We start from the raw sequence: 14,753 nt of genomic DNA, 5'->3' as shown, positions 1-14,753 counted from the left end.
GGAAAAACATCCTGACCTTTGGAGGAGAAGCAGTAGGACAGTCCTTATCATAGCGAAACCGCGTGACAAGCGTATGACAGCCCTATTGCTCCTTCAGGGAGAGTCAGGCTGCACGAGCCAAACGCGCCTGCTCTCGCAAAGCGTCAAATCCTTGTTGCAGATCGCTGATCAGATCTTCCACACATTCCAGTCCCACATGCAAACGTATCATCGGCGCAGTCCATTGCGCAGCACGATGGTTGCGGACACGCGAAGGATCGGTCGGCAGAAGCAGACTTTCATAACCGCCCCAGCTGAAACCGATACCGAATAAATCTGTACTGTCGATCAGCGCCGCGACTTGCTGACGGCAGATGTCGTCATGAAAACGCGCACCCATCAGACCGCAGGCGTATTTCGGATCAAAGTCACGTTTCCAGATTTCATGACCCTGTGCACCCGGCATAGGCGGATACAAGACTTCAGCCACTTCCGGTTGCGCAGCCAGCCATTCAGCAACGCGCATTGCACTTTCACGATGCACCGCCAGACGGGCTGCCATCGTACGCAAACCGCGCAGCGCCAGTGCGGCATCATCGCCACCTATCGCCAGACCGAGTTGTTTGTAAGTATCGCGAATCGGCGCTTCCAGCGCTGCATTCGTCAGGATCGCACCCATCAGCGCATCCGAGTGACCGACGATGTATTTGGTCGCTGCATGGATCGACACATCCACGCCCAGTTCAAACGATTTCCAGCCGACCGGCGTCGCCCATGTGCTGTCGGATACCACCACTGCACCGGCTGCATGTGCTGCAGCGGCAATCGCAGGAATATCCTGCACTTCAAAGGTCAGCGAACCCGGAGATTCAACAAAAATGACTTTGGTATTCGGTTTGATCAGTGCAGCAATGTCTGCACCTGCCAGCGGATCATAGTATGCGGTTTCCACGCCCATTTGCTTGAGCATGTTGTCGCAGAAGTGGCGCGTCGGATCGTAGGCGGAATCGGTCATCAGCAAATGATCGCCGGATTTCAGCAACGCCAGCAGCGTTGTGGTGATTGCCGACAAACCGGACGGTGTCAGCAGACAGGCAGCAGCACCTTCCGCTGCGCACAGCGCCTGTTCCAGCGCATGGGTGGTTTCATTGCCGTGGCGGCCATACACACGACGTGTGCCATAGGCTTCCTGCAGCGATGCGCAATCCGGGAACAGCATGGTCGATGCGCGCACCAGCGGCGGATTCACCGGCCCGTGATGACGTTTGCCTTTGCGTCCGGCGTGGGTCAGTCGGGTAGCGGTCTGAAATTCTGTGCTGTGGTCTGCCATGGTGCGCTCCTGCATAAAAGTAACTATGCAGAAATCGTAACAAGAGGCGCGGAAAATTTTTTACCAAATTAAGTGCGATTTTGAGCTAACATTAAAAAAATTTTCTACAAATCTGAACTTATGGATAAAAAAGACCTAGAAATCCTCGAAATTCTACAAAAAAATGCGAGTATTTCGATGGCTGAACTGGCCGAATCTGTGCATTTATCCGTCACACCGTGCTGGCGACGGGTGCAGAAAATGCAGGAAGAAGGCGTGATTCAGGCGCAGGTGACTTTATGTGATCCGGTCAAACTGAATCTGGGGCTGACGGTAATGGTGGCGCTGAAAGCGGCAAGACATAACGAAACCTGGATGCAGAAATTCATCAGCGGCGTGCGTGATATTCCGGAAATCGTGGAAATTCTGCGCATGAGCGGCGACATCGATTACCTGCTGAAAGTGCATGTGCCGGATATGGCCGGATTTGATCAGGTGTATAAAAAGCTGGTGCGCGTGGCGGATCTGCAGGATGTCAGTTCCAGCTTTGTGATGGAAGTGATTAAAAGCACCACCGCATTGCCGCTGGATTATGTGCAACTGAAAAAATAAGTTTCCGTCCGCCGGTTACGGTTGATCTGCCGGTGTATTGACCAGCACAGCTTACTAATCAGGCCGGCGTGGAATGCCTTTCCGGCGCACCAATTGTGCAAATATCGTCATACCCACTTTTGCGAGGCCCGGACTTTCTGCCGACGACAAGCGCATCGCTATGCTGAACTCCGCATTCAAGCCGTTTTCAGGGTTTTCCGGGCCTTTTTCAGGCTGTTATCCGGCTCTCAGTATCTCTGAAGCAATTGCAGTGATTGACAGGTCAAACCAGCAATAAAAAACGCTGCAACCATCACTGGTTTGCAGCGCTTTGCATTTGCTCAGCACATGCTGGCTGGTATGAAGCCGGACTTATCCGCGATAACGGTAATGTTCCTGTGTGAACAGATCGATACCGCATTGCAGGTTTTCAATCCAGTCCAGGAAAGCGTGAATTGCTTCGCGGCCTTTGAAATAGCGACCGTGCTGTGGCACCAGCATCTCCACATCCATCTCACGTACCATGGCGGCCCAGTAGCGGCAGACTTTATTCGACACCATATAACGCTTATGGAAACCGCTCATGGTGTGCAGTGAGGCCAGAAATTCTTCTTTGGTTTCAATCGGCTTTTCAATTTCATGCTCATCCACCATGGATGCGCCAACGTCACCGGAAAACAGAATTTTGGATTTAGTATCGTAAAACTGGAAATTGCCTTCGGCGTGCAGAAAGTGCGCCGGTACTGCGTGGATGATGGTGTCGCGCAAATGCACAGGCATGCCCTCATCCGGAATACCGATGATGCGGCCCTCTGCGCGGTTCAGATTACAAAAATGCGGCACAAAGCGTGACCACAGCTTAGACACATACAGTTTGCACTCGGTGCTGAACAGCCACTTATCCAACGCGCCGATAATGTCCGGGTCCTGATGCGAAGCAAACAGATATTTCAGCTGCTGCTTCGGCAGGTAACGGTGCATCGATAACACCAGCGAGTTATAGGTCAGATGTCCGGATGGATCAATCAGCGCGCCCTCGCCGTCAGACACCACCAGAAACTGGTTAGCCTGGACAGCATGATCGGTAGCATCTTTAACGAGATCGTTGAACATGACACAGACGTGCTTACCATCGTTATACAGTTCGATTGCCAATGTATTCTCCCGTTATGCTGTCATCCAAAATCGGACATCAGATTGTAACGAGCAGCGCCATACAGTTTCTTGACTTACATCAATTTGATGAGGTACGCATAGAACCACTTGCTACAGTTCCTGACAAATGGCGGCAAGTTATGCGAATTACACGACTTTTCTGCCACCTGTTTCTTTTGTTGAAACTCTGCTGTCATACGGGGAAAAATGGGAGGAAACGAACTTCAGTTGCTGCCAGTCTGTCGCCACTCAGCAATGAAGCCAGATGCACAGATAAAAAAACCGCAGCGCATGGCTGCGGTTTTTTTCAGGACTTTATGGCCGGATCAGAATGTGCCTTGCAAAGATACAGACAATACACGTGAATCGCCAAAGAACTGATAAGGATAATGGGACTTGTCTTTGGAAATATCGTACTGCACTTTCAGCGCCATATTTTTACGGAAATCCCAGCGCAGTGACAAATAATGCGAGCTCCGCGCTTCAATCGGTTCAGTGACCGTTGTGTACTGCGAATAGGTATACATCGGCGTCCATGCACCGTAGTTGTAGCCGATACCGATCAAAGCATATTTATAAATATTATTAATACCCAGCGCAGGATTTTTCTGTTCAAAACGATCAACCTCAGTTTTGATCAGCCAGTTTTTATAATCCATATTGGCGGACAAACCGTAGATACGGGTTGGCTGATCTTTCAGCAAATACACGGTACCCGCTGAAGGATCATTTTGCGATACGGTTTCTTCATGGCGCATCATCATCGCGCGCACATCAAAGATGCCATTATTTGCCGATACCGATACGCCCAGTATTTTTTTCCATGCATCATCCGTCGGCGTGCCGTAATACAAACGGGTGTAATAGGCGTTATTGCTTTGCGAATAGCTGCCAGTCCACGCGGTGGCAGTCATTGCCCAGTCAGATTGCCCGATCTGCGTACGGTAACTGACATTCGCTCCGTCATAAGAAAAAATCGGCCAGCCATACACATCCGGTGCGGGGCGTACCCACGGATAAGCATAACCGACGTATAAATAATCACTGTAGTAATACAAAGGAATACGGAAGCGCCCCGCCTGAAATGTCCATGCAGAATCGTCTGATGGCTGCCATGTCAGGTATGCCCAGTCAACCGTCGGACGTGAACCCTGATACGGGTTATTAGCACGTGCGATCAATTGTGCGGTGGCAGAAAACGTACTGCTGAAATCTTTTTTGATTTGCACGCCGATCAGCGATTCCTGATCAAACTGCCAGCCCTTTTCTTTTTCATAAACGCCGGTGTATTCCCAGTTCTGAATCGAACAAGGGCATTTGTACTGCATGTAATTCCACGGTGTGGAATTACCGAGCGCAGAACCACTGATCACTTTCGCGCCGGTGATGTTGTAAAAGCCGCTCAGCTTCAGTGAACCCGATTCGTCCAGATCAATTGCAGATGCCAGACCGGGCAGGAATAACAAAGCACATACAAGCTTCTTCATGGTAATCCTCCTGACAATGCAGCTGATTGTTAAGGAACGACAGCGACGACTTTAACCGAATCATCGGCAGTGGCTTTATCCACATAGCCAATGGCGTTCGGTGTCTCAGCAACGTACTTACGTACTTCAGCTGCCGTTTTAAATTCTTTCGGTGGTTTTGCCTTACCAGTGAATGTCAGCTTTGCCCAGATCGCCTGCACCTGCGATGGCTCTTTATCAAGTACTTTCTTATAAAATTCTGCCTTCAGTGAAGACGTTTCTGCAAGCTCCACCGGTGCAAATAAGCTGGAACCACCCAGATAGAATTGCGACACCTGACTCAGGTACATCTTGGTTGCGGGATTGTCTTTATTCACAATCACGACCAGTTCCGCATTTGCCAGCGATGGCAGCATTGCTGCCAGCATTCCGCCGGAAACCAACCAATCACGCATTTTCATACAGCCCCTCCCCGCTTTACGACAACAGCGATGACCGATACATGATTTCCCGTATCCGCGGATTCAGTAAAACCCTGATACAGGAACGCTTGAATGCTCAGAAAACGAATGTTATTTTTTTGAAATAACTTATTGATAGGCTTCCCCGCACCAGCCAGTCCCCTGAATTCACTATAGGCACAAATGCAGACCAGTTCCAAGGCAAGTCTGGTTTCCTGACAAAAAGCAACAATTCATTTGCAACGTGGCGACATTGTTATTTTCCTGTTCATACAATGATCAGCACCGGATACCTGGACGTTGTTATGCTGTACCGGCAGATTGCCGCAAAAGAAAAAGCACCCTTGGTGGGTGCTTTTTTGTAGCCGTTGTACTGATATGCAATCAGTGACAACTTTTCTTACTTATTTGCCGTGAGGCGATTCCAGATTTCGGTCGTGGCGATTGTCTGATTCAGCGAGTAGAAATGCAGGCCGGGTGCGCCACCAGCGAGCAAGCGTTCGCACATATCCGTCACAACATCCAGACCAAAGGCTTTGATCGACGCGGTATCGTCACCAAAACTTTGCAGTTTCAGACGCACCCAGCGCGGGATCTCTGCACCGCACATATCCGAGAAACGCAGCAATTGCGAGCTGCTGGTAATCGGCATAATACCCGGCACCACCGGTACATCCACGCCCTGCTTCTGCACCTCATCGACAAACTGGAAGTAAGCATCGGCATTGTAGAAATACTGAGTAATCGCAGAATTGGCACCGGCTTTGACTTTGCGTACAAAATTGTTCACGTCGTCCTGCGGCGAACGCGCCTGCGGATGCATTTCCGGATACGCAGCAACTTCGATGTGGAACCAGTCGCCGGTTTCAGCGCGGATAAATTCCACTAATTCGTTCGCAAAACGGAATTCGCCGCCCATACCGTAACCACTCGGGAAGTCACCGCGCAGTGCAACCACGCGGCGAATGCCGAAGTTCTGGTACTGACGCAGAATCGCACCAATGGACTCTTTGGTACCACCAATACACGATAAATGCGGTGCTGCCTGCATCCCTTCACGCTGGATTTCGACTACGGTATCCAGTGTGCCTTGTTGTGTTGTGCCACCGGCACCAAACGTGACAGAAAAATATTGCGGCTTCAGTTGCGCCAGCTTTGCGCGTGTTACGCGCAGTTTTTCCGCACCCTCTGCCGTTTTCGGCGGGAAAAACTCAATACTGAAATTCGGGCTAGTCATGATTGCTCAAAAATTAAAGTCGACAAAGTCCAGGAAATCACGCTGTATAACAATGCACCGCCGGTAGCAGACCAGAATCCGGTGACATGAAAACCATCCACCATATTTGCCACGCCCCAGAACAGCAAACCGTTAATCACAAAGATAAATAATCCCATGCTGAGCATCGTGACCGGCAAGGTCAGCAATACCAGCAAGGGCCGGATCACGGCATTTACCAGTCCCAGCACCAGTGCCACCACCAGTGCAGTGCCGAGTCCGTCGATTTGTACTGAGTGCATCAGATACGGAATCGCCAGCAAGGCAATGGCATTGATCAGCCAGTTGGCTAACAAACGCATATCAGCTCCTGAAAAAAACTCCCCGGTCTGACGAGCATGGCGGGGAGTTTTGCAGATTAATAACGGTAGTGTTCAGGCTTGTACGGGCCTTCTTTTTTCACACCGATATAGTTCGCCTGTTCTTCGGTCAGCTCGGTCAGCTGGGCGTTGAAACGTGTCAGCTGCAAACGGGCCACTTTTTCATCCAGATGTTTCGGCAGCGTGTATACGCCGACCGGATAGTCTGCATTACGCTGGAACAGTTCGATCTGTGCCAGTGTCTGATTCGCGAAGCTGGAGCTCATCACGTAGGATGGGTGACCGGTTGCGCAACCCAGATTTACCAGACGGCCTTCTGCCAGCAGAATGATGCGTTTGCCATTCGGGAAGATCACGTGATCGACCTGCGGTTTGATGTTTTCCCATGTGTACTGCTTCAGGGAAGCCACGTCGATTTCATTGTCGAAGTGACCGATGTTGCAAACGATAGCCTGATCTTTCATGCGCAGCATGTTGTCGTGCGTGATCACATGGTAGTTACCGGTGGTCGTCACGAAAATATCGCCGTGTTCTGCCGCGTATTCCATCGTCACTACGCGGTAACCTTCCATCGCAGCCTGCAGTGCGCAGATAGGATCGATTTCTGTGACCCAGACTTGGGCAGACAGCGCGCGCATCGCTTGTGCAGAACCTTTACCGACGTCACCGTAACCGCAGACAACAGCAATTTTACCGGCAACCATCACGTCAGTCGCACGTTTGATACCGTCAACCAGAGATTCGCGGCAACCGTACAGGTTATCGAATTTCGATTTGGTCACGGAATCGTTCACGTTGATTGCCGGGAAGGCCAGTTTGCCGTCTTTATGCATTTGATACAGACGATGCACGCCGGTGGTGGTTTCTTCGGTCACGCCTTTAATTTCTGCCAGACGTTTGGAATACCATTGCGGATCTTTCGCCAGATGTGCGCGAATAGAATTGAACAGGCACACTTCTTCTTCGGAACCCGGTTTGTCCAGCACAGACAGATCGCTCTGAGCGCGGGTACCCAGATGCAGCAACAGCGTTGCGTCGCCGCCGTCGTCCAGAATCATGTTGGAGTAACCACCGTCAGTCCATTCAAAAATACGGTGTGTGAATTCCCAGTATTCATCCAGACTTTCGCCTTTGAATGCGAATACGGGCGTGCCGCCGGCAGCAATCGCTGCTGCTGCGTGATCTTGTGTGGAGTAAATATTGCAGGAAGCCCAGCGTACTTGCGCGCCCAGTGCGATCAGTGTTTCGATCAGCACAGCGGTCTGAATCGTCATGTGCAGGGAACCGGTGATACGCGCGCCTTTCAGCGGCTGGGACGCAGCGAACTCTTTACGAATTGCCATCAGGCCCGGCATTTCGGTTTCAGCGATGCGAATTTCTTTACGGCCCCAGTCAGCCAGACTCAGGTCAGCAACCAGAAAATCCTGTTGGGTTTGTTGTGTTGTGGTGGCGTTCATCACGCCCTCCTTTCTGAAATGAAAAAAGTAACGTGAGCGCAGTTGAATTCGGTGATATCCGGAAAACAGATCAAGTGAGCCTCGGCCACATCAGAACTGCAGAAAACGGATCAGAGAAGTTTTTCCAAGCCTGGCAGGGCTGACCTGTCGCAACGCTCCTTGGAAAGACTGAAGTATAAACCAGCCTGCCGATTTCTGCACCTGCAGCGCATTGCGGAACCGCGCCTTATTCTCTGTTGAGTTTCAGGCAACGCCGTTATCCGGCAGCAGTAATTTGCCCATACACAGCGACAAATTGCTTTCTGTATATTTTCCGAACGGCGCAATCGCGGCATAGCCATGCTTGCGGTAAAACGCAATGGCGCGCGGATTGCTGTGCCTGACCGCCAGACAGATCTGACGATAACCCCATTGCAGTGCCTGCTGTTCCAGCCAGCCCAGCACTTGCGCTGCGACACCGGGCTGACCCGGGCGTGCATACATGCGCTTGAGTTCCGCGACTTGCTGTCCGCCGGGCCGTATCGCTGCACAAGCGAGTGGCACGCCCTGCGGATTACGCGCCACAACAAAGCAGGCACCGTCCTGCTGCACATCGCTGGCGCAAAAACTGCTCTGGCCACTGTCACCGGTCAGCAGCACCAGCCTTGCTGACAATTCTGCCAGTAACAGACGTGCGTCCGGATGATCGGGAGATTCAGCTTGTATCAGCACTGGCAGCATAAACGGACTCCGGAAAAGAAAACGGATGAGGGAAACTCATCCGTTTTACGCAAAATCAGTGCCAGCCTGACAAGGCTGCTGACGGATTATTGATCAGTGACCGTCGAAATTGCAGATGGTAAACAGTGGCAAGCCGCTGTCTTTAATGATGCGCGAACCGCCCAGTTCCGGCAGATCCACAATCACCGCACCTTCCACCACTTCCGCACCCAGACGTTCCAGCAATTTTTTGCCGGCCATCATCGTGCCGCCAGTTGCGATCAGATCATCGATCAGCACAACGCGGTCGCCTTTTTTGCAGGCATCGGCATGCAGTTCCACCGTTGCGCTGCCGTATTCCAGTTCATACTCTTCGGACACGGTATGGAAAGGCAGTTTGCCTTTTTTACGAATCGGAACGAAACCCAGATTCAGTTCATAGGCCAGCACGGAACCGATAATAAAGCCACGTGCATCCAGACCGGCGATCACGTCGATTTTTTCGTCCATGTAGCGATGTACGAACATATCGATCAGAACACGGAATACCTTCGGATTTTGCAGTAACGGCGTGATGTCGCGGAACATCACACCCTGCTGTGGCCAGTCAGGTACGGTACGGATATGCTGTTTGATGTACTCGGAGGGATTTAACATCGCCGGAGGTCCTTCAGATTTTTACGATAACCCGCTATTTTAGCAGCCGGAGCTCTGCTCTTGCGACTGCTTCCGAGGTTCCCCTCAAAACAATCACATCACCGGCCTGCAAACCTTGTTCAGCCTGCAACTCCAGACGGCGGCTGCCGCGACGCATGCTGTGAATTTCTGCTTCGGTATCTTCCAGCGCCAGTTCGGCAAGCGTTTTGCCGACTGCCGTGGCACGTTCGGTCAGCACCACCGTATGTAAACGAATCTGCATCGCATCCGGACTGTCAGACGCATCGCTGGCACCGTGGAAGAAGCCGCGCAGGGATTCGTAACGCGCATCCCGTGCTGCCTGTACACGGTGCACCACGCGGCGCAAAGGCACGCCGAGCAGCACCAGTGCATGCGAAGCCAGCATCAGGCTGCCTTCCATCAGTTCCGGCACCACTTCGGTCGCACCGGCAGCGCGCAGTTTTTCCAGATCAACATCATCATGGCTGCGCACAATCACCGGCAGACTCGGATTCAGTTCATTCACAAAATGCAGAATACGCAGCGCAGAAGCGGTACTGGTATAGGTGATGACCAGCGCCGAAGCGCGGTTAATCCCGGCGGCCACCAGACTTTCACGCCGTGCAGCATCGCCATACGACACATTCGCACCACCGGTCTGCGCTTCGCGCACACGGTCGGGGTCCAGATCCAGTGCGTGATAATCAATATTTTCTTCAGAGAGCAAACGTGCCAGATTCTGTCCGCTACGACCAAAACCGGCGATGATGACATGCTTGCGGGTGGACATCGTGCGCGCTGCGATCTGGGTCAGCGCCAGCGACTGCATCATCCATTCATTCGCAGACAGCTTCATCACAATCGCATCCGATTTCGCCAGAATGAAAGGCGATACCAGCATCGACAACACCATCGATGCCAGAATCAGTTGCAGCAATTCTTTATCGATCAGCGACAAGGCACCGGCCTGATTCAGCAGCACAAAACCGAACTCACCGGCCTGCGCCAGCGCCAGCCCGGTACGCAGCGCAACGCTGGTGGTGCTGCCGAACAAGCGCGCCAGACCAGCGATCAGCACGAACTTCAGCAACAACGGCACCACGAACAGGAACAGCACGATGCCTGCGTTGCTGAATACCAGTTTCAGGTTCAGCAGCATCCCGACGGTAATAAAGAACAAGCCGAGCAACACATCGCGGAAGGGTTTAATGTCTTCTTCCACCTGATGCCGGTATTCGGTTTCAGAGATCAGCATACCAGCGACAAACGCCCCCAGCGCCATCGACAAACCGGCGCGGTCTGTCAGCCACGCTGCACCCAGCGTCACTAGCAACAGGTTCAGCATGAATAATTCCTGCGAACGCCGTTTCACCACGATGCGGAACCAGGTACGCATTAAGCGCTGACCAATCACCAGCAATACAAACAGCACCAGCACCGCTTTGCCACCGGCCCATGCCAGCGTCTGCACGATGTCGCCGGAATGGGCGGCCATCGCCGGTACCAGAATCAGCAGCGGCACCACGGCCAGATCCTGAAACAACAGGATCGCGATAATCTGACGGCCGTGCAGGCTTTCCAGCTCCAGCCGCTCTGTGAGCATTTTGGACACAATCGCCGTGGATGACATGGCCAGCGCGCCACCCAGCGCAAATGAAGCCTGCCAGCTGATGGCAAACCACTGCGGCAGCCAGTAACTGACAATCGCACCACCTGCCAGCGCGGCAACGATCGTCACCACCACCTGCGCCATCCCCAGCCCGAACACTTGCTTGCGCATGGTCATCAGCTTGGGCAGCGAGAATTCCAGCCCGATCGAAAACATCAGGAACACCACGCCGAATTCCGCCATTTCATGCGTAATTTCATTGTCTTCGGCAAAGCCCAGCCCGTGCGGGCCTATCATGACTCCGACCACCAGATAGCCCAGTATCGGTGGCAGTTGCAGCATACGGAAAGCCACCACACCAAGCACGGCGGCGGTCAGCAGGGATAAGGTCGTGTCGAGTGCATTCATACAATTATTATTGCCGATTTGCCGCGCTTGCTGGCTGTTTTTATCAAACTGCAAAATACCGGAATGCGACAGATTTCCGCATCAGCCACTTCCGGAGAGCCGCGCAAACTCTGGGACAACGGCAAATGGCTATGCCGGATGCCGCATTTCAGGGATTGTTGGCGTTTTTTACGGCAGTTGGCGGCATTCCGGTATGCCACTGTCCGCTGCCCAGCAAATACGCTGAAAGAATGAGCACGCCGGAACACTGTGCGACCGTGGCGCTGTGTCGCCCGCTCCTGTTTCACAGCGATACCGGAACCGGCAATCCCGCAGAAAATGGAAGTACAGCTATGCAACTATCCGCACAGGCACATGCCGGAGAGCCGCGCAAACCGTGAGACAACGCTGTTTTGCTATGCAGAACACCGCATTTTGCGTATTTTCAAGCCATTTCAGCCCTGCTTCTGCCTTTCTGCCGCTTTATCACCCTGAATGCCGGAAAAACACACAAGGCTGACAGCGGGCCAGCGCGTCGCTACCGGACAGCGCATCTGTCTGGCGCAAAGCAATGTTACATCTGGCAGAGTTTTTGCTTACCGGATTTCGTTTATACTTCGGGCATGAAGAATCTGAATGCTCAACCTGTTGAAATACCGCGCCTCTCTGCGGATGCAGCCGGACGCGCAGTAGCGCTGGCAGCGGAAACACTGCAAATTGAAGCCGATGCACTGCTCGCGCTGCAAGGCCGCCTGCAGGGCGAAGACGCCGAAGCCTTTACCCGCGCCGTTGAAGCGTTGCTCGCCTGCAACGGCCGCGTCGTCGTGTCCGGCATCGGTAAATCCGGCCATATCGGCCGCAAAATTGCTGCGACATTTGCCTCGACCGGCACGCCCTCTTTCTTTGTCCATCCTGCAGAAGCAGCGCATGGCGATTTAGGCATGGTGACTGCACAAGACGTATTTATCGCGATTTCCTATTCCGGCGAATCCGCCGAGCTGATGGCCATCGTGCCCATCATCAAACGTCTGGGCGTGACTACGATCACCATGACCGGCAATCCGGCATCGGGACTGGCAAAGATTGCCGATATCCACCTGAACCTGCATGTCGATAAAGAAGCCTGCCCGCTGAATCTGGCACCAACCGCATCCACCACCGTCACACTGGCACTCGGTGATGCGCTGGCTGTGGCAGTACTGGATACCCGTGGTTTCCGCGCTGAAGATTTTGCCCGTTCGCACCCCGGTGGTGCACTCGGTCGCCGTTTGCTGACGCATGTGAAAGATGTTATGCGCAGTGGTGATGCCGTTCCGGCGGTCACACCGGATACACCGTTGACTACGGCATTGCTGGAAATCACCAAAAAAGGCATTGCGATGACTGCGGTAGTTGATGATCAGCAGCGCATACTCGGCGTATTTACCGATGGTGACCTGCGCCGCCTGATGGATGGCGCGCGTGATTTCAGCGCGATTCGCATCGGTGATGTGATGCACCGCCAGCCACGCACCATCCGCGCTGAAAAACTCGCGGTTGAAGCAGTGGAAATGATGGAAACCTACCGCATCAACCAGTTATTAGTCAGCGATGAACAAGGCCGGCTGACCGGCGCGCTGCATATTCACGATCTGACCCGTGCAAAGGTAATCTGATGTCTGCAATTAATCAAAAAGCAGCGGCTGTCCGCCTGATGATCTTTGATGTGGATGGCATCCTGACCGATGGCAGCCTGCATTTTTCCGCCGATGGCGAAATCATCAAAACTTTTAACGTGCTCGATGGTCAGGGCATACGTCTGTTACAGGACGCCGGCATCATGACCGCGATCATCAGCGCCCGCCAGTCACCTGTGGTGCTGAAACGCGCCAGCGATCTGGGCATCAGCCATATCCGTCAGGGCATCCACGATAAAGCCAGCGCTTTTGCTGCCTTACTGGAAGAATTACAACTGACACCGGCGGAATGCGGCTTCATCGGCGACGACGTCATCGATTTACCGGTATTGCGTCAGGTCGGCTTTGCCGCCAGCGTACCGAATGGCCATGCAGAAGTCCGCAGCCGCGTGGACTATGTCACCACAGCACAAGGCGGTCGCGGCGCAGTACGTGAAGTCTGCGACCTGATCCTGAAGGCACAGGGTCATTACGATGCAATGCTGGCAAGGTTCCTCGGATGAATATGTGGCTGACCGCTGACCGCTTTAAGACCTGGGCCGGCATTTCCGTTCTGGCAGCGATCACCATGGGCGTGATCTGGTACTGGCACAGCGTCACCCACTTCGGTGGCGGTGACGATCCGTCACGTCAGCGCAAAGAGCCCGATTACTATATCGAGCACTTCAACTACATCAAAATTTCCAACAACGGTAAAGCCAATTACCACGTAACCGGCCAGCGCCTGCAACATTTGCCGGTTACAGATCAGATTGAGATTTTCCAGCCGCTGATCCATAGCTACGATGCCCGTCGCGAACCGGTGACATTGCGTGCTGACAGAGCACTGGTGGAACAAAAATCGACAGCTGAAAATAATACCCGTCAGGAAGACAAAGTCCATTTACACGGCGATGTGCGGGTTGTGCAGGCTGAACCGGCGCATCCGGAATTTATGCAGTTACAAACCAGTTATCTGATGCTGCTGCCAGACGCTGACAAGGTTTTCACTGATCAGGCAGTTGAATTAATGACGCCGCGCGTACGCGCAACAGCGGTCGGGCTGGAAGCCGATCAGATCACACAACAACTTCAGTTACGCAGTCAGGTAAAAGTGCATGTGCAGCCGCGCAGCATGAGCCGCACTGCAACCACTTCAAGGAATCCATCATGACTATCCGACTCCGTCGCTGGCTGCGATGCCTGCTGCCTGTCAGCATGATGCTGCTGACGCTCAGCAGCCACGCTGAAAAAGGCGACAAATACAAAGAAATCGTCGCGACTGCCGGTAACTCCCGCGCTGATCTGAAAAAGAATGTTCTGCATTTAACGCAGGGCGTGGAAATCAGTCAGGGCTCTCTGGTGATCAAAGCCAACAATGCGGTAATGAGTGAGCTGTCTGATGGCTCCACACAATACCTGCTGAACGGCGTTTCAGGTACAAAAATGCAATTCCGCCAGAAAATGGATGGCGGCAACCGCTGGATCGAAGGCGAAGCCGAAAAAGCGACGTTCAATTCCACATCCGGCATGGTCATTCTGACCGGCGACGCGCGCGTGCGCAATCTGGACAGCGGCAAAGTCACTCAGGAACAAAACGGCGAATATCTGTCCTATGACACCGTCAACGAAGTCTTCGTCAGTGCGAACAGCACCAGCGGACAGCATGATGCCAGCAAGCCAAAGGTACGCATCGTCATCCAAAGCAAACTGACACCACCGGCGGAGTAAA

The 14,753-nt window shown here is 53.0% G+C and carries 15 protein-coding genes and 1 riboswitch; of the genes, 5 read left to right on the top strand and 10 right to left on the bottom strand.

The window, feature by feature from the left end:
- Positions 1-103 precede the first annotated feature (103 nt).
- Entirely contained in the window at positions 104-1,309 is a 1,206-nt protein-coding gene (metC, locus tag KDM89_RS01985; protein ID WP_212686251.1) for a cystathionine beta-lyase, read from the bottom strand.
- 120 nt (positions 1,310-1,429) lie between these two features.
- Between metC and KDM89_RS01980 the strand changes: the two genes are divergently transcribed.
- Entirely contained in the window at positions 1,430-1,900 is a 471-nt protein-coding gene (locus KDM89_RS01980; protein ID WP_189357136.1) for an Lrp/AsnC family transcriptional regulator, read from the top strand.
- A gap of 351 nt (positions 1,901-2,251) precedes the next feature.
- Here KDM89_RS01980 and KDM89_RS01975 read toward each other — a convergent pair whose 3' ends face one another.
- The 9 genes from KDM89_RS01975 to KDM89_RS01935 form a co-directional block, all read right to left on the bottom strand.
- Complete coding sequence (locus KDM89_RS01975; protein ID WP_230427617.1) at positions 2,252-3,034, bottom strand: oxygen-binding di-iron domain-containing protein; 783 nt, start codon at positions 3,032-3,034, stop codon at positions 2,252-2,254.
- A gap of 326 nt (positions 3,035-3,360) precedes the next feature.
- On the bottom strand, positions 3,361-4,521 hold the full coding sequence (locus KDM89_RS01970) for a porin (RefSeq protein ID WP_212686250.1): 1,161 nt from the start codon (positions 4,519-4,521) through the stop codon (positions 3,361-3,363).
- A gap of 29 nt (positions 4,522-4,550) precedes the next feature.
- Positions 4,551-4,961 (bottom strand): type 2 periplasmic-binding domain-containing protein, encoded by a 411-nt coding sequence (locus tag KDM89_RS01965; protein WP_212686249.1) that lies wholly within the window; start codon positions 4,959-4,961, stop codon positions 4,551-4,553.
- Between the two features lie 400 nt (positions 4,962-5,361).
- On the bottom strand, positions 5,362-6,198 hold the full coding sequence (gene metF / locus KDM89_RS01960) for a methylenetetrahydrofolate reductase [NAD(P)H] (protein WP_212686248.1): 837 nt from the start codon (positions 6,196-6,198) through the stop codon (positions 5,362-5,364).
- The gene (locus KDM89_RS01955) at positions 6,195-6,539 is read right to left on the bottom strand and encodes a phage holin family protein (protein ID WP_189357141.1); all 345 of its coding nucleotides are present in this window, start codon (positions 6,537-6,539) and stop codon (positions 6,195-6,197) included. The genes metF and KDM89_RS01955 overlap by 4 nt, the downstream gene beginning before the upstream one ends.
- Positions 6,540-6,595: 56 nt before the next feature.
- On the bottom strand, positions 6,596-8,014 hold the full coding sequence (gene ahcY / locus KDM89_RS01950) for an adenosylhomocysteinase (protein WP_212686247.1): 1,419 nt from the start codon (positions 8,012-8,014) through the stop codon (positions 6,596-6,598).
- A gap of 27 nt (positions 8,015-8,041) precedes the next feature.
- Positions 8,042-8,181: riboswitch (S-adenosyl-L-homocysteine riboswitch) on the bottom strand.
- Between the two features lie 76 nt (positions 8,182-8,257).
- A complete protein-coding gene (locus KDM89_RS01945; RefSeq protein WP_212686246.1) occupies positions 8,258-8,734 on the bottom strand; it encodes a GNAT family N-acetyltransferase in 477 nt (158 codons plus the stop codon).
- Between the two features lie 93 nt (positions 8,735-8,827).
- Complete coding sequence (locus KDM89_RS01940) at positions 8,828-9,370, bottom strand: adenine phosphoribosyltransferase (protein WP_189357144.1); 543 nt, start codon at positions 9,368-9,370, stop codon at positions 8,828-8,830.
- A gap of 34 nt (positions 9,371-9,404) precedes the next feature.
- Positions 9,405-11,387 carry a monovalent cation:proton antiporter-2 (CPA2) family protein gene (locus tag KDM89_RS01935; RefSeq protein ID WP_212686245.1) on the bottom strand — a complete coding sequence of 661 codons (1,983 nt, stop codon included), beginning with the start codon at positions 11,385-11,387 and terminating at the stop codon, positions 9,405-9,407.
- A 602-nt stretch (positions 11,388-11,989) separates the two neighbouring features.
- On the opposite strand from KDM89_RS01935, the gene KDM89_RS01930 reads away from it, so the two are divergent.
- The 4 genes from KDM89_RS01930 to lptA are packed head-to-tail and all read left to right on the top strand — an operon-like array spanning position 11,990 to position 14,752.
- Positions 11,990-13,021, top strand: a complete 1,032-nt coding sequence (locus tag KDM89_RS01930) for a KpsF/GutQ family sugar-phosphate isomerase (RefSeq protein ID WP_212686244.1) — start codon at positions 11,990-11,992, stop codon at positions 13,019-13,021.
- Positions 13,021-13,545 carry a KdsC family phosphatase gene (locus KDM89_RS01925; RefSeq protein WP_212686243.1) on the top strand — a complete coding sequence of 175 codons (525 nt, stop codon included), beginning with the start codon at positions 13,021-13,023 and terminating at the stop codon, positions 13,543-13,545. Before KDM89_RS01930 ends, KDM89_RS01925 begins: the two co-directional genes overlap by 1 nt.
- On the top strand, positions 13,542-14,195 hold the full coding sequence (gene lptC, locus KDM89_RS01920) for an LPS export ABC transporter periplasmic protein LptC (RefSeq protein ID WP_212686242.1): 654 nt from the start codon (positions 13,542-13,544) through the stop codon (positions 14,193-14,195). The genes KDM89_RS01925 and lptC overlap by 4 nt, the downstream gene beginning before the upstream one ends.
- On the top strand, positions 14,192-14,752 hold the full coding sequence (gene lptA / locus KDM89_RS01915) for a lipopolysaccharide transport periplasmic protein LptA (RefSeq protein ID WP_212686241.1): 561 nt from the start codon (positions 14,192-14,194) through the stop codon (positions 14,750-14,752). The genes lptC and lptA overlap by 4 nt, the downstream gene beginning before the upstream one ends.
- The last annotated feature ends 1 nt before the right edge of the window (position 14,753 follow it).

Origin of the sequence: Cognatundibacterium luofuense (assembly GCF_018139685.1) — a bacterium.
GTDB classification, from domain to species: Bacteria; Pseudomonadota; Gammaproteobacteria; order Burkholderiales; family Burkholderiaceae_D; genus Undibacterium; species Undibacterium luofuense.
This window is presented reverse-complemented; position numbering and strand designations above follow the sequence as displayed.